This is a genomic window from Aquibium sp. A9E412 (genome assembly GCF_030398335.1).
Classification (GTDB): Bacteria; Pseudomonadota; Alphaproteobacteria; order Rhizobiales; family Rhizobiaceae; genus A9E412.
This window is the reverse complement of record NZ_JAOAOP010000005.1, coordinates 83867-107129: the sequence shown is the minus strand read 5'-3', so window position 1 is coordinate 107129 and position 23263 is coordinate 83867. Positions and strand designations below refer to the sequence as shown.

Genomic DNA, 23263 nt, shown 5'->3' with positions numbered 1-23263 from the left:
TCCTCCCATTGGTTGCGGGTCTTGCGGTTTCCCCGGCTAGCCGCCGATCAGGCCGAGCGCGCGCGGCAGCGCCAGGCTGATCTCCGGCACGGCGACGAGCAGCGCCAGCACGGCGATCTCGGCCAGCACGAAGGGAATGACGGCGGCGGCGAGCCGCCAGTAGTTGGTGCGCGTCACCGCCGACACGACGAGCAGGCAGCCGCCGACGGGCGGCGTGGCGAGGCCGAGCGACAGGTTGAAGCACACGATGATGCCGAGATGCACCGGGTCGGCGCCCTGCGCCAGGGCGACCGGCGCCAGCAGCGGCACGAGCAGGGCGAGCGCCACGGGAATGTCGAGCACCATGCCGGCGACCAGCAGGATGACGTTGAGCACGATCATGAAGGCGACCGGCCCGAGGCCGAGCTCGGTGACGGTGGCAGCGATCGTCTCGGGCAGCCGCTCGAGCGCGCCGAGATGGCCGAGCGCTGCGATCGCCGCGATGATCATGAAGATCGAGCCCGACAGCGTCGCGGTGCGCTTGAGGCCGGCCAGCAGCGCGGCGCGGGTCAGGCCGTTGTAGAAGGCCGAGGCCGCCAGCGCCGCGAACACGGCGACGGCCGCGGCCTCGGTCGGCGTCATCCAGCCGAGCACGATGCCGCCGACGATGACGACCGGCAGCACCAGCGCCGGCGCCGAGCGCAGCAGCGTCGGGACGAGCGGCGGCGTCTCGCCGCGCGCCAGCTTGGGGTGGCCGGCGCGCCAGGCATAGACGGCGTTGACGATGAACAGCGCCAGCGCCAGCACCAGCCCCGGCACGATGCCGGCGAGGAAGAGCGCGGTCACCGAGGTGCCCATCAGGGCGCCGTAGAAGATCAGGATGATCGACGGCGGCACGATCGGCCCGATGATCGAGGAGGCCGCGGTGATCGCCCCGGCATAGGTGTCGGAATAGCCGCGCTCGCGCATCGCCGGCACCAGCGTGTTGGACAGCGCCGCGGCGTCGGCCACCGCCGAGCCGGAGATGCCGGCGAAGAACACGCTGGTCATGATGTTGACGTGGCCGAGACCGCCGCGCAGCCGCCCGACCAGCGCCATCGACAGGTCGATCAGCGCGCGCGTCACGCCGCCGCGGTTCATCACCTCGCCGGCGAGGATGAACAGCGGCATCGCCATCAGCGCGAAGACGTCGATCTTGGAGAAGATCTGCTGCGGCAGGATGGCGAGATAGCGCGCCTTGTCGGCCGCCACGAAGGCGAGCACGGCGGACGCGCCGATCACGTAGGCGAGCGCCAGACCCGATGCCAGCAGCACCAGTGCGGCGACGGGGACGAAGCCGATCATGCCGCTTGCGCCAGCCGGGCCGGCGCCAGCGCGGCCGGCGTCACGCCCTGGTCGGCGATGTCGGCCGGCAGCGCCTCGCCGCGCACCAGCGCGGCCGCCGCGCGCGCCATGGCCGGCGCCGACTGGATGCCGTAGCCGCCCTGGCCGGCGAGCCAGAAGAAGCCGGGCCGCTCGGGCGCGTAGCCGACCACCGGCCCCTTGTCGGCGACGAAGCTTCGCAGACCCGCCCACTTGTTCTCGATGCGCCGCACCGCGATGTCGAAGGCGCGCTCGATGCGGTCGACGCAGATCGCCACGTCGAGCTCCTCGGGCTGCGCGTCGCAGGGCGGCGACGGCGTCTCGTCGGCCGGCGAGACGAGCAGCCGGCCGGCGTCGGGCTTCATGTAGAACTCCTCGGCGACGTCGACGACCATCGGCCAGCCCGCCGGCCTGGCGCCCTCCGGCGCGGCGACGATCAGCGCCGTGCGCCGCTTCGGCACCAGGCCAACCGGCGCGGCGCCCGCCATCTGCGCCACCGCGTCGGCCCAGGCGCCCGCCGCGTTGACCACCGCGTCGGCCAACACGGTGCCGGCGCGCGTGTCGACCCGCCAGCGGCCGCCCTCCGGCGCCAGCGCCACGAGCTCGGCATCGGTCACAAGCCGCCCGCCGGCGCGGCGGAAGCGGCGCAGATAGCCCTGGTGCAGCGCATGCACGTCGATGTCGCGCGCGCCCGCCTCGGCGATGGCGCCGGCGGCATAGCCGGCGCGCAGCAGCGGCGCGCGCTGCCGTGCCGCCTCGCCGGTCAGCCGCTCGACCGTGCCGTGCTCGGCCAGCGCGGCATGCGCGGCCTCCAGCGCCTCGGCCTGGTCGGCCCTGGCGATCATCAGCATGCCGCGCGGGCCGAGCAGCGCGTGCTCGGCGAAGGCCTGCGGCGGCGCCTCGAAGAAGCCGGCCGAGGCACGCGACATGGCGCGGATCACCGGCGGCCCGTAGGTGGTGGAAAACAGCGCCGCCGAACGGCCGGTGGTGTGATAGCCGGGCTGCGGCTCGCGCTCGACGAGGACGACGCGATGCGTGGCGGCGAGCTCGCTCGCCAGCGAGGCACCGGCGATGCCGGCGCCGATCACGGCGATGTCGCAGCTCTCTCGCGCTCCGGCCGGCATGGCACCCCCCGATCTCAGCCCCGCACGAGGCGGAGCGGCGGGAAGCGTAACAGAGCTTTTCCGATGGGAAAACCGAAAATTTTCGTATCGGAAAACCGGCATGGACGCCGCCCCCCGGCACCGCTAGAGTGAGGCATGGACGAACGGCTGCGATCGGAACCGGTACGCGCGGAGCGCCGCGCCGAGATGGGCGAGCGGCTGCGCCAGATCCGGCACGAGCGCGGCCTCACGCTCGCCGAGGTGGCGCAGCGCTCCGGCCTCGCCGTGTCGACGGTCTCCAAGGTCGAGCGCGGCATCATGGCGCTGACCTACGACCGCTTCAGCCAGCTCGCCGACGGGCTCGGCGTCGACATCGCGGCGCTGTTTTCCGACGAGGGCGGCCAGTTCCTGCCCGGCGAGGTGGCGGTCGCCCGGCGCGGCGACTTCATGCTGCACGAGACGCCCAACTACGTCTACGAGATGCTGTTTCCGCAGCTCTGGCAGAAGGCGATGACGCCAATGCTGGGCACGCTGCGGCCCTACGAGGCGATGCGCTTCGACCGCTTCGTCAGCCATCCGGGCGAGGAGTTCCTGATGGTGCTCGAGGGCCGCGTCACGGTGCATCTGCAAGGCCGGGAGCCGGTCGCGCTGGAGACCGGCGAGAGCATCTATTTCGACAGCCGCCGCGGCCACCTCTACGCCTCGGCCGGCGCCGCCGACGCGCGCATCCTGGTGGTCTGCACGCGCCTGCCCGGCACCGAACCGGCGCCGCGCGCGGCCCCGGACGACGCAATCTAAGCCATTGGAAACATGAGCGGAACGCGTTTCAGCACGCGGTTTTTCGACAGCGCGTTTTACCTATACTAAAAACCGCTTGACTCGCGTCGCCAGCCTGTCACAGTTTTAGCAAGACTAAAACGGGAGGCCCGGCTTGAACGACGCCGCCAGTGGCAGTGAAGGCATCGCCATCGCGCACAGCCAGCTCGGCAAGCGGCTGCGCGAGCGCCGCCAGGAGCTCGGCCTCACGCTCAAGGAGGTGGCGAGCGCGGCGGGCCTCTCGGTCGGCTTCATCTCGCAGATCGAGCGCGACATCACCACGCCCTCGCTGTCCTCGCTGGCCTCCGTCTCGCGGGTGCTCGGCACCGACGTCGGCGAGTTCCTGTCGCAGCCGCGCGGCGACGCGGCGGCGACGCGGCGCAACCAGCGGCCGGTCTACTCGCTCGGCGGCGCCTCGCTCAGCTACGAGCGGCTGTCGGCCTCCTTCCCCGGCAACGTGCTGCGCAGCGTCATCATCCACGAGCCGCCGGGCCACCGCAGCGAGCCGATCGCCCACGAGGGCGAGGAGATCTTCTTCCTGCTCGACGGCGCGATCACCGTCGAGGTCGAGGGCGAGCGCACCATCCTGGAGGCGGGCGACTCCATCCACTTCCCCTCCGACCGCACCCACTCGACCTGGAACCACACCGACCGTCCGGCGACCATCCTGCACACCTGCACGATGGACGTCTTCGGCGACGCGCACGAGGCGGCCAGGACCGACCCGGCGCCGGCCGTGCGCAGGAGCAGCAGCCGAAAGAAGCTGCCCACAGCGAGAAAGGCGGCCGGCGCGACCGGATCCGGCCGTCCTTCGCCCAACCAGAAGCGAACTTCCACCAGAGAGGACAAGTCATGAAGACCAGAACCATGAGCGCCTGGGCAGGCGCCCTCCTCGCCGCCACCGCGCTGACCGCGACGACCGCCCTGCCGGCCGCCGCCCAGACGGTGCTGCGCCTCGACGAATCGGCCGTCGGCGAGCTCGACCCCGGCAAGGCGACCGACTACGCCGACTCCATCCTGATGTTCAACGTCTACGACACGCTGGTGCTGCCGGTGCAGGGCGGCCCGGGCTACGCGCCGCACCTGGCCGAGAGCTGGGAGACCGACGGCAGCGACTTCGTCTTCACGCTGCGCGACGACGTCACCTTCCAGTCCGGCAACAAGATGACCGCCGAGGACGTGGTCTTCTCCTTCGACCGCATGAAGGCGCTCGGCCAGGGCCTGTCCTTCCTGTTCGACAAGGTGGAGAGCGCCGAGGCGATCGACGAGCGCACCGTGCGCTTCAACCTCAGCGAGACCTACTCGCCCTTCGTCGCCTCGCTGGTGCGCCTGCCGATCGTCGACAAGAAGCTGGTGATGGAGAACCTCGGCGAGGGCGAAGGCGAGATGGGCGACTGGGGCCAGGCCTTCCTGTCGGCCAACGCCGCCGGCACCGGCGCCTATTCGGTGTCGGCGCACAATCCGCAGGAAGAGACGGTGATGCAGAAAAATCCCGACTACTTCCTCGGCATCGCCGACAAGGCGCCGGACGAGGTGCGCCTGCGCTACAGCCTGGAGGCGGCCACCGTGCGCACGCTGCTCGCCCAGGGCGAGCACGACATCTCCTCGCAGTGGCTGCCGCCGGAGGTCATCAAGTCGCTGGCGGCCGACGGCGCGCAGCTCCTCACCGAGACCGGCGGCGGCGCCTTCTACGTCAAGATGAACACCACCAAGCCGCCGCTCGACGACGTGAACTGCCGTCTGGCGCTGGCCAACGCCTACGACTACGCCGCCGGCCTGACCATGGTGGCGATCACCGACGAGGTGGCCCAGGGCAGCCCGGCGACGGGCGCGGTGCCGGTCGGCATGTTCGGCGCCAATCCGGAATCCGAGACGCTCGAGCGCGACCTCGAGGCGGCCAAGCAGTACCTGGCCGACTGCCAGTACGACCCGGCCGACTTCACGCTCGAGATCTCGTGGATCGGCGAGGTGCCGATCGAGGAGCGCTTCGCGCTGCTCATGCAGGCCAACTTCGCCGAGCTCGGCATCAAGTCGGAGATCCGCAAGGTGCCGTGGGCGCTGTTCACCGAGCAGGTGACCAAGCCGGAGAACACGCCGCACATCTCGCAGATCTTCGTCAACGCGGTGACCGGCGATCCCGACACGCTGCTCTTCCCGATGTACCACTCCTCGCTCGCCGGCACCTGGCAGTCGCCGGAATACCTGAACGACGAGACGGTCGACGCGCTGCTCGAGAAGGGCCGCACGGTGAGCGGCAAGGAGGAGCGCGACGCCGTCTACTCCGAGCTCAACGACCGGCTGATGGAGATCGCGCCGTCGATCTACGCCTATGACCGGCAGTCGATCTTCGCCGCCTCCGACCGCGTCAGGGCGCCGGCGCTGTCCGATCCGGACAAGGCCTTCGGCCTCGACGGCATGGGCTTCTCGTTCCGGCTCATGGAAATGACCGAAGAGTAAGGGGCCGCGCGCCCCGCGGGCCGGCGGCCAGCCGCCGGCCCGCCCACGCCACCACTGGAAAGCGAGCGCAATGTCGCCTGTCGTCCGCCTCATCCTGAAGCGGCTGGGGATCTCCTTGATCGTGCTGGTCGGGGTCTCGATGCTGATCTTCGCCATCGCCCGGGTCATCCCCGGCGACCCGGCGCGCATCGCGCTGGGCCCCAACGCCTCGGCCGAGCAGGTCGAGGCCCTGCGCGAAAGGCTCCACCTCGACGAGCCGCTGCCGCTGCAATACGCCTACTTCATCGCCGACCTGGCGCAGGGCGACCTCGGCGTGTCGCTCTACACCAACCGGCCGGTGACGACCGACATCGCCCAGTTCCTGCCGGCCACGCTGGAGCTGATCATCGTCGCCGGCCTGATGATGATCATGATCGGCCTGCCGCTCGGCGTGCTTTCGGCGCGCTACCGCGGCGCCTGGCCCGACAACGCCATCCGCATCGTCGCCATGCTCGGCGTCTCCGCCCCGAGCTTCGTGTGGGCGGTGATCCTGATGCTGATCTTCGCCTTCTTCCTGCCGCTGTTTCCGATCGCCGGGCGCATCGCCGACAGCTTCTCGGTGCCGTCGGTCACCGGCTTCCTGCTGATCGACACGCTGCTGGCCGGCGACATCCGCGCCTTCGGCAACGCCGCCTGGCACCTCGTGCTGCCGGCCTTCGCGCTGGCGCTGTCGGGCATCGGCCAGGCCGCCCGGCTGACCCGCGCCAACATGGTGGAGACCTACGACCGCCCGTTCATCGAGATGGCGCGCTCCTACGGCTTTCCCGAGCGGCGCATCGCCAACCGCTACGCCTTCCGGCCGTCGCTGATCCCCTCGCTGACGATCATCGGCCTCGACTTCGCCGCGCTGCTCGGCAACGCCTTCCTGGTGGAGGCGGTGTTCGCCTGGCCGGGCCTGTCGCGCTACGGCGTCGCGGTGATCCTGCGCAAGGATCTCAACGCCATCGTCGGCACGGTGCTCATCATCTCGGCGATGTTCCTGATCGTGAACATCGTGGTCGACCTGCTGATCGCGCTCATCAACCCGCGCATCCGTCTGTCGCAGAGGTCCTGAGCCATGAAGCGAACCGCCGCCATCCTGATCGCCAATCCGCTGTCGGCGCTCGGCGTCGCGCTCGTCGCGCTCGTCGTCCTGTCGGCCGTCTTCGCCGATTTCATCGCGCCCTTCCCCGAGCATCGCGGCGCCGTCGTCGACTTCGCCAATTTCAACAAGGCGCCCGGCTGGCCCTATCTGTTCGGCACCGACCTGGTCGGCCGCGACCTGTTCTCGCGCGTCATCTACGCCTACCGCATCTCGCTGATGCTCGGCATCGTCGTGCTCGCCATCGCGGTGCCGATCGGCGTCACCATCGGCCTGGTCGCCGGCTATTTCGGCGGCTGGACGGAAGCGGTGCTGATGCGCATCACCGACGTCTTCCTGTCGATCCCGCCGCTGGTGCTGGCCATGTCGATGATGGGCCTGCTCGAGCCGACGCTGACCAACGGCATGCTGGCGGTCACCGCCATGTGGTGGCCGTGGTACACGCGCCTCGTCTACAACCTGACGCGCGGCGAGAAGGAGGAGGGCTACGTGCTCGCCGCCGAGGTGATCGGCGCCTCGCGGCTGCACGTCGTCTTCCGCGAGATCCTGCCCAACTGCGTGCCGGCCGTTCTCACCAAGATGACGCTCGACCTCGGCTTCGTCATCCTGATCGCCTCATCGCTGTCCTTCCTCGGCCTTGGCGTGCAGCCGCCCACCCCCGACCTCGGCTCGATGGTCGCCGACGGCGCCAAGTACCTGCCGGACTCCTGGTGGCTCACCGTGTTTCCCGGCATGGCCATCCTGATCGCGGTCTTCGGCTTCAACCTGCTCGGCGACGCGCTGCGCGAAATCCTGGGAGTGGACCAGTGACCCCGCCCACCCTGCGCATCCGCGACCTGCACCTGTCGTTCAAGACCTACAGCGGCCTGATCGAGGTGCTGCACGGCATCTCGCTCCACATCCGCCGCGGCGAGCGCGTCGCGCTGGTCGGCGAATCGGGCTCCGGCAAGTCGGTCACCGCGCGCATCATCCTCGGCCTGCTGCAGACCCTGCGCAGCGCCCGCGTCGACGGCCTGGTCGAGTTCGAGGGCCAGGACCTGGAGGCGCTGTCGTGGCGCCAGCGCCACCGGCTGCGCGGCACGCGCATGTCGATGATCTTCCAGGATCCGACCTCCTCGCTCAACCCGGTCTACCGCATCGGCGAGCAGTTCCACGAGGTGCTCCGGCGCGCCGACGCGGCGATCACGCGTGAGGCGGCCGACGCCCGCGCGGCGCGCCTGCTCGAGGACGTCTCGATCGCCGAATCGGCGCGTGTGCTGGAGAGCTATCCCTTCCAGCTTTCCGGCGGCATGAACCAGCGCGTGATGATCGCCATGGCGCTCGCCAACGAGCCCTCGCTGCTGATCGCCGACGAGCCGGGCACCGCGCTCGACGTGACCGTGCAGGCGCAGACGCTGAGCCTGATGCGCGATCTGGTCATCGAGCACAACACGGCGGTGCTGTTCATCTCGCACAATCTCGGCGTGGTGCGCGAGTTCGCCGACCGCGTCTACGTCATCTACAAGGGCCGCATCGTCGAGCACGGCACGGCCGAGGCGCTGTTCGAGGACCCGCGCCACCCCTACACCCGCGCCCTGATGCGCGCCATCCCGCGCATCACCGGCGGCGGCATCCCCGAGATCGAGGACACCTCGGACGACTACTACGCGCCGCTCGTCGTGCACGAGGGCTGCGGCGAGCCGGAGGGCGCCCGATGAGCAACCCGCTGCTGTCCCTCCGCGACGTCGGCAAGACCTTCCACGTCGGCGAGCGCGAGGTGCGCGCCGTCGCCGACGTCTCGTTCGACGTGGCCGAGGGCGAGTGCCTGGCCGTCGTCGGCGAGTCGGGCTCCGGCAAGTCGACGATCGCCAACATGATCCTCGGCATCTATCCGCCGAGCGCCGGCCGGATCGCCTATCGCGGCGAGGCGCTGCCCGAGCGGCGCACGCTGGCGCACCGCCGCGCCATCCAGCTCGTGCAGCAGAACCCGCTGTCCTCGCTCAATCCGAAGCGCTCGATCGGCGCCTCGCTGCGCCTGCCGCTCGACGTGCACGGCATCGGCGACAAGGCCGGCCGCTGGGACCGCGTCGGCGCGCTGCTCGAGGAGGTTGGCCTGCCGGCCGACCACCGCAACCGCTCGCCGGCCGCACTGTCGGGCGGCCAGCGCCAGCGCGTCGCCATCGCCCGGGCGCTGGCCTGCGAGTCCGACCTGGTGGTGCTCGACGAGCCGACCTCGGCGCTCGACGTGCTGGTGCAGGCGCGCATCCTCAAGCTGCTCGACGAGCTCAAGCGGCGGCGCGGTCTGACCTACGTCTTCATCACCCACGACCTGTCGGTGGTGCGCAACATCGCCGACCGCGTGGCGGTGTTCGAGAAGGGCCGGCTGGTCGAGCTCGGCGACGTCGAGCGGATCTTCTCCGCCCCCGCCCATCCCTACACGCGCGGCCTCATCGCGGCGGTGCCCGTCGTCACCCGCGAGGAGGAGCGGCTGCGCGACAGCCTTTCCAAACAGCAAAGCGAGACCACCCTTGCCTGACTACGCGCCCTTCACCGCCGCGCTGGCCGAGACCGGCCAGCCCGGCCCGGCCTGCGACGCGCTGTGCCGCCTCACCGAGGCGACGCTCGGCGTCAAGCTGTTCACGCTGATGAGCTTCGACTTCGCGAGCGGCGTCGCCGAGCGCTTCTACTCCAACATGCCCGACGCCTATCCGGTGTCCGGCACCAAGCCGGTCAACACCACCGACTGGGCGCGCCAGGTGCTCGAGGAAAAGCGCTGCTTCGTCGCCAACGACATCGACGGCATCGCCGCCGTCTTCGACGACCACCCGCTGATCCGCTCGCTCGGCTGCGAGGCGGTCGTCAACATCCCGATCGTGCTCGACGGCCATGTGGCGGGCACCGTCAATTGCCTGCACGAAGCGGGCTTCTACACCGATGACAGGCTGCGCGCCGGCGAGGCGCTGAAGCTGCCGGCGGCAGCCTGCTTCCTTCTGCAGCAGCAAGCCAAGAACCGGGGAGCCGCATGATGGCCGACAAGACGATACGCGTGGCGACCGACGTGGGCGGCACCTTCACCGACCTCGTCTGCTTCGAGAGCGAGCCCGGCGCCGGGGTCTCGCGCATCACCACCGCCAAGTCCGACACCACGCCGCCGGATTTCGAGCAGGGCGTGCTCAAGGTGCTGGAGAAGGGCGGCGTCGACCCGGCCCAGGTCGACTTCCTGGCGCACGGCACCACGGTGGTCATCAACGCGTTGACCGAGCGCAAGGGCGTCAAGGTCGGCCTCATCACCACCGAGGGCTTCCGCGACACGCTGGAGATCGCGCGCGGCAACCGGCCCGACTTCTTCAACCTGCACTACCAGAAGCCCGAGCCCTTCGTGCCGCGCTACCTGCGCCGCGAGGTGCCCGGCCGCATCAGCTACAAGGGCGAGGAGATGCGCCCGCTCGACCTGTCGGGCCTGCCGGCGATCCTCGACGACTTCCGGGCCGACGGCGTCGAGGCCGTCGCCATCAGCTTCCTGCATTCCTACGCCGACCCGGCGCACGAGCAGGCCGCGCTCGCCGAGGTGCGGCGCCTGTGGAACGACGTCGCGGTCGTCGCCTCGCACCAGATCACCCGCGAATGGCGCGAATACGAGCGCACCAACACGGCCGTTCTGTCGGCCTATGTGCAGCCGATCGCCGAGCGCTACCTGTCGCGGCTCGCCGGCGGGCTGAAGGACAAGGGCTTCGCCCGCAGCCCCTACATCATGCAGTCGAACTGCGGCGTCGATTCGCTCGAGGCGGTGTCGCAGATCCCCATCACCATGGTGGAATCGGGCCCCGCCTCCGGCTTCTGGGGCGCGGCCGAGCTCGGCAAGCTGATCGGCGAGCCCAACGTGCTGGCGCTCGACATCGGCGGCACGACGGCGAAGTGCTCGCTGATCGAGGACGGCCAGGTCAAGATCATGACCGACTACTGGATCGAGCGCGACCGCACCACGGCCGGCTATCCGATCATGGTGCCCGTCGTCGACCTGGTCGAGATCGGCAATGGCGGCGGCTCGATCGCCTGGGTCGACGATTTCGGCAAGCTGCATGTCGGTCCGCAATCGGCCGGCGCCATGCCGGGGCCGGCCGCCTATGGCCGCGGCGGCGACAAGGCGACGACGACCGACGCCAATCTGTGGCTCGGCCGCATCAACCGCGACTACTTCTGCGGCGGCGACGTCGAGGCCGACATGGGCGCGGCCGAGACCGCGATTAGGGCGGTCGGCGAGCGGCTCGGCGTCGACGCCGACGAGGCGGCGCGCGGCATCGTGCGCATCGCCAACAACAACATGGTCAACGCGCTCAAGCTGGTGTCGCTCAACCGCGGCCACGACCCGCGCGACTTCACCCTCGTCGCCTTCGGCGGCGGCGGCGCCATGCATGCGGTGGCGCTGGCCGGCGAGCTCGGCGTCAGGAAGGTCGTCGTGCCGGCCGCCGCCTCGGTGTTCTCGGCCTGGGGCATGATGATGTCGGACCTGCGCCGCGACTACTTCGTCACCCGGCTGGCCGACCTGAAGCCGGGCGCCTCGGAAGGGATCGAGCGGCTGTTCGCCGAGACCGAGGCGCGCGCGCGCAAGCAGTTCGAGGCCGAGGGCATCGCCGGCGACCGCGTCACCTTCCTGCGCTACGGCAAGTTCCGCTACCAGAACCAGGAGCACACGACCGAGGTGCTGCTCGACGCCGGCGCCGTCACCGACGACCGGCTGTCGGCCATCGAGGACGCCTTCCACGAGACCTACGAGCGCGAATACACCTACCGGCTCGACGCGCCGGTCGAGATGGTCGGCATCCATCTCGTCGCCGCCGCCGAGGTGGGCAAGCTGACCATGGCCGAACGGCAGCCGACCGGCACCGCGCCGGAGGCCGCGGTCAAGGGCCGGCGCAAGGTCGACTATGCGCTCGAGGGCGTGCACGAGGCGACCATCTACGACGGCACGAAGCTGGAGCCCGGCATGCGCTTCGCCGGCCCCGCCATCGTCGAGGATCCCGGCACCACCATCGTCATCCATCCCGGCAACCGGGTGGAGATCGACGGCTACGGCAACATCCTCATCCATCTCGAAGCTTGAGGGAGGCGGCCATGACGGACCGTTCCAACGACCCGATCACGCTGGAGATCATCCAGAACTCGCTGCAGGCGACCGCCGACGAGATGTTCGCCGTGATGAAGAAGACGGCGATGAGCTCGATCATCTACGAGGTGCTCGACATGGGCACCGGCATCACCGACGCGCGCGGCGCGCTGGCCTCCTCGGGCGCCGGCATCCCGGCCTTCATCGGCGTGCTCGACAAGGCGGTCAAGGTGGTCGTCGAGAAGTTCGCCGGGCCCGGCGAGATCAAGCCCGGCGACGTGTTCGCGACCAACGATCCCTATTACGGCGGCGTCACCCATCTCAACGACATCGTCGTGGCGATGCCGGTGTTCGCCGGCGACCGGCTGATCGCCTGGACCGCCAACATCGCGCACAATTCCGACGTCGGCGGCATGGCGCCGGGCTCGCTGTCCGGCGAGGCGACCGAGATCTTCCAGGAGGGCCTGCGCCTGCCCGCCGTCAAGATCATCGACGGCGGCGAGCCGATCCGCTCGGTGATGGAGATCGTCAAGGTCAACTCGCGCATGCCCGACGTGCTGGAGGGCGACCTGTGGGCGGCCATCGCCTCGGTGCGCATCGGTGCCAGGCGGCTCGCCGAGCTGGCCGACAAATACGGCGTCGGCACCTTCGAGAAGGCGATGGCCTCGTTCCTCGACTTCGGCGAGCAGGTCTCGCTCAAGGAGCTCGCCAACCTGCCCAAGGGCACCTTCGAGCTGTCGGAGGAGCAGGACGACGGGCGCATCTTCAACGTCAAGATCACCATCACCGACGACGCCTTCACCGTCGACCTGCGCGACAATCCCGACCAGTCGAACAATCCGGTCAACACCAGCCGCGACGGCGTGATGGTCGCCGCGCAGATGATCTTCAAGTCGCTGACCGACCCCTACTCGCCGGCCAATGAGGGCTCGTTCCGGCCGATCCGCCTGCTCACCCGCGAGGGCTCGGTGTTCCACGCCAGGGAGCCCGCGCCGATCGGCTTCTACTACGAGATCGAGCTGCGCGTTTACGACATCATCTGGCGCTGCCTGGCGCCGCACATGCCCGAGCGGCTGGCCTCCGGCCACTTCGCCTCGGTGTGCGGCACCTTCATCGGCGGCACCCACCCCGACACCGGGCGCCAGTACACCATCATCGAGCCGCAGCTCGGCGGCTGGGGCGCCAGCCACGGCCATGACGGCAACTCGGCGATCTTCTGCGGCTTCCACGGCGAGACCTACAACTGCCCGGCCGAGGTCAACGAGGCGCGCAACGGGCTGATCGTCGACCGCATGGAGCTCAACCTGGCGCCCGGCGGCGAGGGCGAGTTCGCCGGCGGCCGCGGCATCGTCATGGACTACCGCATCCGCGCCGACAACGGCTTCCTGACCGCCGGCTACACGCGCTCGAAGTTCCCGCCATGGGCGCTCGACGGCGGCTGCGAGGGCTCGCCCAACTATGTCGAGGTGCTGCGCACCGACGGCAGCAAGGAGCAGTACGCCTTCGTCTCCGGCCTCACGGTCAACAAGGACGACGTCATCCGCGTCATCACCGGCACCGGCGGCGGCGTCGGCGATCCCGAGCAGCGCGACCCGGACAAGATCCGGCAGGACATCCGCAACGGCTATCTGACGCCGGAGCGGGCAAGGGAGGTCTACGGCTTTGCCGGCTGACCGCCATTCAGGAGGAAGAAAATGACCGAAACACCGCTCAAGATCATGTATCTCAACCCGCTGGCGAGCAGCGCGGCCTATGACGACATCTTCGCCGCCATGGCACGCGACCACAAGCTGCCGGGCACCGAGGTGCATGTGACCTCGCTGCCGGAGGCCGAGGGCGGCTTCACGCACATCGAGTACCGCTCCTACGAGGCGATGGTGACGCGCGGCATCATCCGCGCCGCCCGCCAGGCCGCCCGCGAGGGCTTCGACGCGCTGGCGATCGGCTGCTTCTACGACACCGCGCTGCACGACGCCCGCGAGGTCTCCGGCGACATGATCGTGACGGCACCCTGCGTCGCCTCCTGCGAGATCGCCGCCAGCCTGTCCAACCGCTTCGGCATCATCGTCGGCCGCCGCAAGTGGGTGCACCAGATGCATTCGACCGTGCGCGAGCACGGCCACGACCACCGGCTGTCGGGCTTCTACCATGTCGAGCTCGGCGTCACCGAGTTCCAGTGCGACCACGAGGAGACCGGCCGCCGGTTGATCGCGGCCGGCCACAAGGCGGTCGAGGAGGAATACGCCGAGGCGCTGATCCTCGGCTGCACCATGGAGATCGGCTTCTACCGCGAGGTCGAGAAGGAGCTCGGCGTGCCGGTCATCGACCCGTCGATCGCCGCGCTCAAGCGGGCCGAGTACGCCGCGGTGCTGAAGCGCCAGTGCGGCTGGGCTCCGAGCCGCAAATGGTCGTGCGAGGCGCCGCCGGAAGACGAGATCGCCCGCATCGGCGTGTTCGACGGCGGCGAGGTGTTCGGCAACCGCGTCGTGGTCGAGGCCGAAACGCCCGGCCCGCAGCGCAAGGCCGCCTGAGCGGCGCTCCCGCCACCACCGACCGCACGGGGCGGCCGCCGGCCGCCCCGTGCCCGGCGCCACGCGCCGCCAGGACACACCCCGACCATCGAAAGGACCTCCGCCATGGCCGACACGGCGAAACGACTGGCCGCCCTGCGCGAACGGATGCGGCAGACCGGCACCGACCTGGTGGCGCTCGGCCCCGGCTCGCACATGCAGTGGCTGCTCGGCTTCCACCCGCACCCGGACGAGCGCCCCTGCCTGCTGTTCGTCGGGCCGCAGCGCGAAGCCTTCCTGATGCCCGCGCTCAACGCCGAGGGCAGCCGCGGCGCGACCGACATCCCGTTCCATCCGTGGAGCGACGCCGAGGGGCCGCAGGCCGCGCTCGCCGCCGCGCTCGCGGATGCCGGCGCCACCGATGCGCGCCGTGTCGTGCTCGACGAGACGATGCGCGCCGACTTTGCGCTGACCCTGCTCGAGGCGCTGCCGCAGGCCGGCCATGCCTTCACCGATGCGACGGTCGGCGCGCTGCGCATGCGCAAGGACGAGACGGAGTTCGCCGCGCTGAAGGCGAGCGCGACCGCCGCCGACCGGGCGATGCAGCGCGCCTTCTCCGCCCTGCGCCCCGGCCTGTCGGAGACCGAGCTGGCCGCCGAGATCCGCGCCGCATTCGCCGAGCAGGGCGCGGCGCCGCTGTTCACCATCGTCGGCGGCGGCGGCAACGGCGCCTTCCCGCACCACCAGGCCGGCGAGCGCCGCTTCGAGGAGGGCGACGCGGTGGTGATCGACATCGGCGCGCGCAAGGGCGGCTATCCGAGCGACATCACGCGCATGGCCGTCGTCGGCCGGCCGCCCGAGGGCTACCGCGACGTGCACGCGGTGGTCGAGCGGGCCGTTCAGGCCGCGCTCGCCGCTGCCCGGCCGGGCGTGCCGGCCAAGGCGGTCGACGCGGCCGCGCGCGGCGTCATCGCCGAGGCCGGCTACGGCGACTACTTCGTCCACCGCACCGGGCACGGGCTCGGCATCGACGGCCACGAGCCGCCCTATCTCACCTCGACCTCCGAGACCGAGCTGGAGGAGGGCATGGTGTTCTCCATCGAGCCGGGCATCTACCTGCCGGGACGCTTCGGCATCCGGCTCGAGGAGATCGTCATCCTGCGCGCCGACGGGCCGGAGATCTTCTCCGATCTGCCGCGCGACCTCCACGTGGCCGGCGCTTAGGCCGGCGCATGCCGGACAGGCAGGAAGGAGTCCCCATGGCAGCCCGCCCCGCCGCGGCCGCGCCCGAGGCCGGCGACCCGATCACCGCCACGGTGATCCAGGCGAGCCTCGTGGCCGCCGCCGACGAGATGTTCGCGGTTCTTCGCAAGACGGCGATGAGCCCGATCATCTACGAGGTGCTCGACGTCGGCACCGGCATCACCGATGCCGACGGCGAGCTGGTCTCCTCGGGCGCCGGCATTCCCACCTTCGTCGGCGTGCTCGACAAGGCGGTCAAGCGCATCCTCGCTCTGCACGGCCGCGAGGCGATCCGCGAGGGCGACCTGTTCGTCACCAACGACCCCTACTATGGCGGCGTCACGCATCTGAGCGACGTCGTCATCGCCCAGCCGGTGTTCGCCGAGGGCGCCCTCGTCGCCTGGACGGCCTCGATCGCCCACTGGAACGACATCGGCGGCGCCACGCCCGGCTCGATGGCGGTCGATGTCACGGAGATCTTCCAGGAGGGGCTGCGGCTGCCGGCGGTGCGGCTGTTCGAGGCAGGCCGGCCGATCGGCGCCGTGTTCGACATCATCGCGGCCAACTCGCGCCTGCCCGACTTCGTGCGCGGCGACCTGTGGGCGCAGGTGGCCGCCAGCCGCAAGGCGGAGGCGCGCATCCGCCAGCTCGTCGAGAGCTACGGGCTCGCCGCCTACCGCGCAGCACTCGCCGCGCTGTTCGAGGAGGGCGAACGGCGCGGCCGCGCCGGCCTCGCCGCGCTGCCGGCCGGCACCTACACGATCGAGGAGGAGCAGGACGACGGCGCGATCTGGCGCGCGGCGATCACCGTGTCGGCCGAGCGCTTTCTGGTCGACCTGCGCGGCAACCCGCCGCAGCGCGCCGCGCCCTACAACACCAGCCGCGACGGCGCCGTGATCTCCGCCCAGATGATCTTCAAGGCGCTGACCGACCCGACGCTGTTCGCCAATGGCGGCTCGTTCCGCCCCCTCGAGGTCGTCACCGAGCCGGGCAGCGTGTTCCACGCCACCGGCACCGCGCCGCACGGCTACTATTTCGAGACGCGCATCCGGCTCTACGACATGCTGTGGCAGTGCCTCGCCCGCGCCATGCCGGAGCGCCTGCCGGCCGGCCACTTCGCCTCGATCTGCGGCACGGTGATCGCCGGCGATCATCCCGACACCGGCCGCCGCTACACCATGGTCGAACCGCAGATGGGCGGCTGGGGCGCGACGGCGACGCGCGACGGGCTCGACGCCATGTATTCGGCGAGCCACGGCGAGACCTTCAACTGCCCGGTCGAGATCTGCGAGGCGCGCTACGGCATCGACGTCATCCACAAGCGCTTGAACGAGACCGGCGAGGGCGCCGGCCGGCATCGCGGCGGCAAGGGTCTTTCGGTGCGCTACCGGCCGCGCGGCCGCGCCGTCCTGTCGGCCGGCTACAGCCGCAACCGCCAGCCGGTCTGGGGCCTGGCGGGCGGCGCGGCGGGCGGCACCAACGGCCTGTCGGTGCACCGCCGCGACGGCGCGGTCGAGCGCCACGCCTTCGTCAGCGGGCTCGCCGTCGAGCCAGGCGACGAGATCGCCGTCGACACCGCCAATGGCGGCGGCTGGGGGCCGGCCGGCTGAGCCGTTTCCGGCCGGACGGAACCCCGCTCCGCCGCCCGCAAGCGCGACAAGACCATGAGCCGGAGCCGATCCGCGCTTCGCTGAAATTGCCGTTCGGCTTCCGGTCGTCCGCCGCTCAGCGCTTCTGCGAGGGCCGGCGCAGCACGTCGGCCCATTCGGGGTGGCGCTCGAACTGCGCCTTGGCGAAGGGGCAGAGCGGGATGACGGTCTTGCCGGCCGCGCGCGCCTGCTTGACCGCGTGCTCGACCAGCCGCTCGCCGACGCCGCGGCCGCGAAAGGCGTCGGGCACGCCGGTGTGGTCGAGGATGATCTGGCCGGCGCCCACCTTGGTGAAGGTGAGCTCGGCCTCCGCGCCGTCCATGGCGAGCACGTAGCGGCCCTTGGACGGGCCGTCCTCGAGGGTGATCGGTGCGCTGTTGTCGTTGGTCACGGTCGTTCCTCCGCATGTGTCTCGCGCCACGGCGCAAGGAAGCGCCGCGCCGCCGCGATCTCGCCCGGCCGCACCTCGTGGCCACCCTCGTGCCAGTCCACCGTCACCGCGGCGCCGGCGGCCCGCAGGTGGCTTTCGAGCCGCGCCGTCAGCTCCGGCGGGCAGATCGGGTCGCGCCGGCCGGCCGTCATCAGGATCGGCCGGTCGGTGAGCTCGCCGGCGATCTGCGGCGCGAAGGGGATGAGCGGATGCATCAGCACGACGGCGTCGAACAGCGCCGGCTCGGCGAACACCACGCTCGCCAGGATGTTGGCGCCGTTCGAATAGCCGAGCCCGAGCACCGCCGAGGGCGCCGCGGCCTCGACATGCGCGCACACGAAGCGCCGCATCTTGTCGGTGGCGCGGGCGAGGTCGTCCATGTCGTAGACGCCCTCGGCCGCGCGGCGGAAGAAGCGCGCCGCGCCGTGCTCCGAGACGTCGCCGCGCGGCGCCACCAGGCCGGCGCCGGGCACCAGCTCGTCGGCGAGGCCGAGCAGCTGCGTCTCGTCGCCGCCCGTGCCGTGGAACAGGAAGACCAGCGGCCGGCCGGCGCCGGCCGGCCGTGCCTCGTGCGGGTAGGCGTCGGTCGTCATCGCCCGCCCCTTCAGTCGCCGATCGGCGGCAGGTGCCGCTCGAGCTCGGCGCGCAGATGCGCGTGCTGCTTGGGCAGCTTGAGCGCCTCGCCGAGACGCTCCGGCGCCTCGTCGCGGTCGAAGCCCGGCTCGTGCGTGGCCACCTCGAACAGCACTCCGCCGGGGCTGCGGAAATAGATGGCGTAGAAATAGTCGCGGTCGATCACCGGGGTCACCTGGTGGCCGGCCGCCGCCAGCGCCTCTTGCACCTTCGCCTGCGCGGCGCGGTCCTCGACCGCGAAGGCGATGTGGTGGACGGAGCCCGCGCCCTGCTCGGCCGGCGGCGCGTCCGAGGCGACGACGATGTCGAGGATGTGCGCGCCGTTGCCGCCGGCAAGCGCCAGCCGGCGCAGCCGGCCCTCCTCGCCGGCCGCCGCGTAGCCCCAGCCTTCGAGCAGCGCCTCGGTCGGGCCGGCCTCGCGCAGCGTCAGCGTGACGGAATGGAAGCCGCGGATCGCCGCTTCCTCCGGCACGTCGGCGCCGGTCCACGGCGTGCGGCCGTCGGCGGCCGTCTCGACCAGCGCGAAGCCGTCGCCGTCCGGCCCGGCAAAGCTGAGCCGCCGCTCGCCGAAGCGCTCCTCGGCGGCGATCCCGCTCACGCCGGCCGCCGCCAGGCGCTCCTGCCAGAAGGCGCTGGCGCCCTGCGGAATGGCGAAGGCGGTCTCGCCCGCCTCTCCGGTGCCGCGCCGGCCGCGCCTGGCGCCGGGAAACGGAAAGTAGGTCATCACCGTGCCGGGCGTGCCGGCGCCGTCGGCATAGTAGAGGTGATAGACCTCCGGCGCGTCGAAGTTGACCGTCTTCTTGACGCGGCGCAGGCCGAGCGTGCGGGTGAAGAAGCGGTTGTTCTGCGCCGCGTCGCTCGCCAGCGAGGTGACGTGGTGCAGGCCTTTGATCGCGGTGTTCATCGCGGGTTCCTCCGTGGGACGTGTCGAAGGCTATATGGCGCGGCACGCGGGCGCAAAAAACGCCGCGCGGGCGAATGCAGTGTTCACCATCGCCGAACGCGCGACGCCGCTTCGTTCGATACCGCGCACGAAAAGGCCCGCGCCGGCGGCGCGGGCCCTTCCTGCAACGGAATACGCGTTGCCTACGCTTACTGGATGGTCAGGCGCATCTCGTCGCGCCGGTCGGCATAGGCGTCCTCCTCGAACTCCGGCTGCGACTCGAGCTGCTCCTCGGTGAAGTCGGTGTAGAGGTAGAGGTCGCCGCCGTCGTCCGACAGGAACACCAGGTTGTCCAGCCCGATGGCGACTTCCTTCTCGCCGAGGCCGAGGAACCCGCCGACATCGACGATGATGGCGTCGATCTCGCCGTCGGCCGTCAGCAGGACGTCGCCGATCTCGCCGATCGTGTCCTCGTTGGCGCCGTAGACGGTCGTGCCGATGAACTCCTCGGCGCGGATCTGGTCGGTCTCCATGCGGCTCAGGCCGTCGCGGTCGATCGCGGCGGTGGTCTCCTCGCCGACCTGCTCGTCGCCGGCCTCGGCGGCCGTCTGCTCGTCGCGGATGACCGTCTCGTCCTCGGCCGCCATCTCCTCGCCGGCCTGCTGGTCGGCGGCCTGCTCGTCACTCGCCGCCATGTCCTGCTCGCCGGCGGCCTCGTCCTCGGCGGCCATCTGCTCGCCGTCCTGGCCGTCCTCGGTCGCCTGCCCGTCGGTGGCGGCCATCTCGTCGCTCGCCTGCCCGTCGGCAGCCTGCTCGTCGCTGGCGGCCATGTCCTGCTCGCCGGCGGCCTCGTCCTCGGCGGCCATCTGCTCGCCGTCCTGGCTCTGCGCGTTGTCCTGCTGCGCATCGGCCGCCTGCTGCTGGTCGTCGCCGACGGCGTCGCGGTCGGACGGCGCCGAGACCATCTCGTCGTCGGACTGCGCACCGTCCTCGGCCGCCATCTGCTCGTCGGCCTGCTGGTCGCCGGCCTGCTCGCCCTCGGCCGGCGCGGAAGCGAGATCCTCCTCGCTCGCGGGCCTGGTCTCGCTGACCTCGACATCGGCCGGCATCGGCTCGTAGGCGGCAGCGTCGAACTCTTCCTGCGCCTTGAGCTGGTCGGCGGTGGTCTCGACCACCAGGAAGCGCTCGCCGTCGAGCTCCGACCACTTCACGACGTCGTACTCGATCGCGACCTTCTTCTGGCCAAGGCCGAGGAAGCCGCCGACGCCGATCACCACGGCCTCGACGTCGCCGTTCTCGCCGATGATGATGTCGTCGACCTCGCCGATGTTCTCGGCGCCCTCGCCGGTACCGTTGTAGACGGTCTCGCCGATGATGTTGGAGGCCAGGTGGCCGTCCGCGCGCACCACCATCTCGGGTGCCTGGTTAATGCCCTCGGTCTGGGCCGTCGGCGCGGTGGTCGAGGCGCTCGGGTCGGTCGTCTGCGCCACGGCGCCCGTCGCCACCAGCGTGGCGATGGCGGTGGTCGCCAAGAGATTGCGCATCATGTTAGTCTCTCCTTGTGCATGTTCCTTGCACGGTCGCATCCGGGTCTGAACGTCGCGGGGAAGGTTCGGGTGCGGCCATCACTCGCCCTAAACGCCGATCACGGGAAGTTGTTCCGCGAGCAGCGGCCGGCGGATGCGCCGCGCCCCGTGCCCGCGCCTCGCGGAACCGCAGCGCCCCTCGGCCATTGCCGCAGGGGCCGCACGGCCCTGAGCGGGCACGGCGGAAAGGACGGACGATGCATTTCCTTGCGGTTCTCAACCGGAACGGCGGCGCGCTGGCGACGATGGACCTCGACGCGCTGGCCGATCACATCGCGGCCGAGTTCGCCGCCGCCGGCCACACCGTCGAGATCCGCGTCGTGAGCGGCGCGGAGATTCCCGCCGCGCTCGAGGCGGCGGCCGGCGCGCACCAGGCCGAGGCGGTGCTGGCCGGCGGCGGCGACGGCACGATCTCCGCCTTCGCCGGACGCCTGATGGACAGCGGCAAGGCGCTCGCCATCCTGCCCGCCGGCACCATGAACCTGTTCGCGCGCAGCCTCGGCATCCCGCTCGAGCCCTATGCCGCCGTCAGCGCGCTGGCCGCCGGCCGCCGCCGCAGGGTCGACATCGCCAGCGCGAACGGTCACCCTTTCGTGCATCAGTACTCGCTCGGCATGCACCCGGAGCTGATCGACGTGCGATCGCGCATGCATTTCGAAACCAAGCTCGGCAAGCTGCGCGCCACCGCGCGCGCCGCGCTCGAGATCGTCTGGCGCCCGCCGCGGCTGCGCCTGGCGCTGGCGCTCGACGGCGGCGCCAGGCGCACCGTCTCCGTGGCGGGACTGGCGGTGACCAACAATCCCTACGGCGAAGGCCACCTGCCCTACACCGACACGCCCGACGGCGGTGTGCTCGGCGTCTACGTCACCCGCGCGCGCCGCCGCCGCGACGTCCTGCGCTTCTTCCTCAACATGGCGCTCGGCCGCTGGCGGGCCAACGACCAGGTCGAGATGCACGAGGCGAAGGCCGTGCACGTCGCCGTGCTGTCGCCGCGGCGGCGCTTCAAATGCGCCATCGACGGCGAGTTGAAGCCGCTCGACGGCGAGACGCATGTGAAGATTCACGCCGGCGCGCTCGAGGTGGTGGTGCCGGCCGACGGCGCGGAGACCTGAGCCCCTTGTACGCCTTCCTCGCCAAGCTGCGCTACCGCATCGCCGGCGTCCGGCTGCTGTCGCTGGTCACCGTGCCGGCGATGATCGCGCTGTTGCTGATGGGCCTGGCCTTCGTGCTCATCTGGATGGAGACGCTGCGCGAGGAGGCGGCCGAGACGCTGTGGCCGCTCGACATCTCCTACGACACGGCGACGAGCTTCCTGTCGGTCGTGGCGACGGGCGCCATCACCGCGCTCAGCCTGGCCTATTCGCTCGTTCTGGTGGTCTTCACGCTGGCCGCCGGCAACATCGGGCCGCGCCTGCTCAAGCGCTTCAGCACCGACCGCGTCAACCAGGTGACGGCGGGGCTGTTCGGCGGCACGTTCCTGCACGCGCTGACGACGCTCTACGCGACGGAGCCCGGCTTCGTGCCGCAGCTCGCCATCGGCGGCACCGGGTTCCTGGCGGTGCTCAGCGTCGCCCAGCTCATCTATTTCGTGCGCGAGGTGTCGACCAGCGTGTCGATCGACGACGAGATCGCCGAGATCGCCAACGGGCTGGAGCGCGACATCGGCCGGCTGATCGCCGGCGGCGAGACCACCTCGGTCACCCTCGACGAGGACCGGATCGACTTCTCGCACACGCTGCGCACCGAGCGCTCCGGCTATATCGGCCATGTCGACTGGCACCGCCTGGCGACGCTTGCCGCCGAGGAGGACGTGGTGGTGAAGTTCGCCGAGCGCCGCGGCCGCTTCCTGATCCGCGGCCAGACGCTGCTGCACCTTTCGGACGCGATCGGCGACGACAGCGTGGCGGCGATGCGCAACTGCATCGAGATCGCCGAGGCGCGCTCGATGCGCGACAACATCGAGTTCTCCATCCATCTGCTGCTCGAGATCGCGCTGCGCGCGCTGTCGCCGGGGGTCAACGACACCTTCACCGCCATCACCTGCGTCGACCGCCTGTCCTCGGCGCTGGCCGGACCGGCCGAAAGCGGCATGCGCCAGCAGGTGATGCCCGACGACGACGGGGTGCCGCGCGTGCTGGTGCCCGGCATGTCGGCGGCCGACCTGATCGGCACCGCCTACCATCCCATGCGGCGCGCCTCGCGCGACAACGTTCTGATGGCGCGCCATCTGGCCGACGCGCTGGTGCGCCTGGCGGAGGTCGCGCGCGACGAGGTGCGGGCCGCCCTCGAGGAGCACGCCCGGCTGCTGCTGCGCGAGATCGAGGCCAACGACTTCCTGCCCGAGGACCTCGCATTCGTGCGCCAGCGGCTGGCGCCGCTGCTCGAGCCCGGCGCCGCCGCCGAAGCGTGA

Annotated in this window: 21 protein-coding genes; 15 read left to right on the top strand and 6 right to left on the bottom strand. The window is 70.9% G+C overall.

What is annotated here, in order from left to right:
* Positions 1-36 precede the first annotated feature (36 nt).
* Both N1F89_RS04255 and N1F89_RS04250 read right to left on the bottom strand, forming a co-directional pair.
* Positions 37-1323 carry a TRAP transporter large permease gene (locus tag N1F89_RS04255; RefSeq protein WP_290081773.1) on the bottom strand — a complete coding sequence of 429 codons (1287 nt, stop codon included), beginning with the start codon at positions 1321-1323 and terminating at the stop codon, positions 37-39.
* Positions 1320-2465 carry an FAD-binding oxidoreductase gene (locus tag N1F89_RS04250; protein WP_290081771.1) on the bottom strand — a complete coding sequence of 382 codons (1146 nt, stop codon included), beginning with the start codon at positions 2463-2465 and terminating at the stop codon, positions 1320-1322. The genes N1F89_RS04255 and N1F89_RS04250 overlap by 4 nt, the downstream gene beginning before the upstream one ends.
* Before the next feature lie 135 nt (positions 2466-2600).
* On the opposite strand from N1F89_RS04250, the gene N1F89_RS04245 reads away from it, so the two are divergent.
* The 13 genes from N1F89_RS04245 (at position 2601) to N1F89_RS04185 (ending at position 17282) form a co-directional block, all read left to right on the top strand.
* Positions 2601-3242, top strand: coding sequence for an XRE family transcriptional regulator (locus N1F89_RS04245; protein ID WP_290081769.1), 642 nt, complete (start codon positions 2601-2603; stop codon positions 3240-3242).
* A gap of 133 nt (positions 3243-3375) precedes the next feature.
* Positions 3376-4116, top strand: a complete 741-nt coding sequence (locus N1F89_RS04240) for an XRE family transcriptional regulator (RefSeq protein WP_290081766.1) — start codon at positions 3376-3378, stop codon at positions 4114-4116.
* Positions 4113-5717: an ABC transporter substrate-binding protein gene (locus tag N1F89_RS04235; RefSeq protein WP_290081763.1), complete on the top strand. Its 1605-nt coding sequence runs from the start codon at positions 4113-4115 to the stop codon at positions 5715-5717. Before N1F89_RS04240 ends, N1F89_RS04235 begins: the two co-directional genes overlap by 4 nt.
* 70 nt (positions 5718-5787) lie before the next feature.
* A complete protein-coding gene (locus N1F89_RS04230; RefSeq protein ID WP_290081761.1) occupies positions 5788-6810 on the top strand; it encodes an ABC transporter permease in 1023 nt (340 codons plus the stop codon).
* A gap of 3 nt (positions 6811-6813) precedes the next feature.
* Positions 6814-7647 (top strand): ABC transporter permease, encoded by an 834-nt coding sequence (locus N1F89_RS04225; RefSeq protein WP_290081760.1) that lies wholly within the window; start codon positions 6814-6816, stop codon positions 7645-7647.
* Complete coding sequence (locus N1F89_RS04220; RefSeq protein ID WP_290081758.1) at positions 7644-8534, top strand: ABC transporter ATP-binding protein; 891 nt, start codon at positions 7644-7646, stop codon at positions 8532-8534. The genes N1F89_RS04225 and N1F89_RS04220 overlap by 4 nt, the downstream gene beginning before the upstream one ends.
* Positions 8531-9352: an ATP-binding cassette domain-containing protein gene (locus N1F89_RS04215; protein WP_290081755.1), complete on the top strand. Its 822-nt coding sequence runs from the start codon at positions 8531-8533 to the stop codon at positions 9350-9352. Before N1F89_RS04220 ends, N1F89_RS04215 begins: the two co-directional genes overlap by 4 nt.
* On the top strand, positions 9345-9842 hold the full coding sequence (locus N1F89_RS04210) for a GAF domain-containing protein (protein ID WP_290081753.1): 498 nt from the start codon (positions 9345-9347) through the stop codon (positions 9840-9842). The genes N1F89_RS04215 and N1F89_RS04210 overlap by 8 nt, the downstream gene beginning before the upstream one ends.
* Positions 9842-11917 (top strand): hydantoinase/oxoprolinase family protein, encoded by a 2076-nt coding sequence (locus tag N1F89_RS04205; protein WP_290081751.1) that lies wholly within the window; start codon positions 9842-9844, stop codon positions 11915-11917. Before N1F89_RS04210 ends, N1F89_RS04205 begins: the two co-directional genes overlap by 1 nt.
* 11 nt (positions 11918-11928) lie before the next feature.
* Positions 11929-13593 carry a hydantoinase B/oxoprolinase family protein gene (locus N1F89_RS04200; protein ID WP_290081749.1) on the top strand — a complete coding sequence of 555 codons (1665 nt, stop codon included), beginning with the start codon at positions 11929-11931 and terminating at the stop codon, positions 13591-13593.
* Positions 13594-13614: 21 nt separating this feature from the next.
* Positions 13615-14451 carry an aspartate/glutamate racemase family protein gene (locus tag N1F89_RS04195; protein ID WP_290081747.1) on the top strand — a complete coding sequence of 279 codons (837 nt, stop codon included), beginning with the start codon at positions 13615-13617 and terminating at the stop codon, positions 14449-14451.
* A 105-nt stretch (positions 14452-14556) separates the two neighbouring features.
* Positions 14557-15654: a M24 family metallopeptidase gene (locus N1F89_RS04190; protein ID WP_290081746.1), complete on the top strand. Its 1098-nt coding sequence runs from the start codon at positions 14557-14559 to the stop codon at positions 15652-15654.
* 35 nt (positions 15655-15689) lie between these two features.
* Positions 15690-17282 (top strand): hydantoinase B/oxoprolinase family protein, encoded by a 1593-nt coding sequence (locus N1F89_RS04185; RefSeq protein ID WP_290081743.1) that lies wholly within the window; start codon positions 15690-15692, stop codon positions 17280-17282.
* A gap of 115 nt (positions 17283-17397) precedes the next feature.
* Here N1F89_RS04185 and N1F89_RS04180 read toward each other — a convergent pair whose 3' ends face one another.
* The 4 genes from N1F89_RS04180 to N1F89_RS04165 form a co-directional block, all read right to left on the bottom strand.
* Positions 17398-17712: a GNAT family N-acetyltransferase gene (locus N1F89_RS04180; RefSeq protein ID WP_290081740.1), complete on the bottom strand. Its 315-nt coding sequence runs from the start codon at positions 17710-17712 to the stop codon at positions 17398-17400.
* A complete protein-coding gene (locus N1F89_RS04175) occupies positions 17709-18344 on the bottom strand; it encodes an alpha/beta hydrolase (protein WP_290081737.1) in 636 nt (211 codons plus the stop codon). The genes N1F89_RS04180 and N1F89_RS04175 overlap by 4 nt, the downstream gene beginning before the upstream one ends.
* Before the next feature lie 11 nt (positions 18345-18355).
* On the bottom strand, positions 18356-19288 hold the full coding sequence (locus tag N1F89_RS04170; RefSeq protein ID WP_290081735.1) for a ring-cleaving dioxygenase: 933 nt from the start codon (positions 19286-19288) through the stop codon (positions 18356-18358).
* Between the two features lie 188 nt (positions 19289-19476).
* Positions 19477-20814: a PRC-barrel domain-containing protein gene (locus N1F89_RS04165; RefSeq protein ID WP_290081733.1), complete on the bottom strand. Its 1338-nt coding sequence runs from the start codon at positions 20812-20814 to the stop codon at positions 19477-19479.
* A gap of 236 nt (positions 20815-21050) precedes the next feature.
* On the opposite strand from N1F89_RS04165, the gene N1F89_RS04160 reads away from it, so the two are divergent.
* Together N1F89_RS04160 and N1F89_RS04155 are read left to right on the top strand one after the other, a co-directional pair.
* Entirely contained in the window at positions 21051-21965 is a 915-nt protein-coding gene (locus tag N1F89_RS04160) for a diacylglycerol kinase family protein (RefSeq protein WP_290081730.1), read from the top strand.
* A gap of 5 nt (positions 21966-21970) precedes the next feature.
* The gene (locus N1F89_RS04155) at positions 21971-23263 is read left to right on the top strand and encodes a DUF2254 domain-containing protein (RefSeq protein WP_290081728.1); all 1293 of its coding nucleotides are present in this window, start codon (positions 21971-21973) and stop codon (positions 23261-23263) included.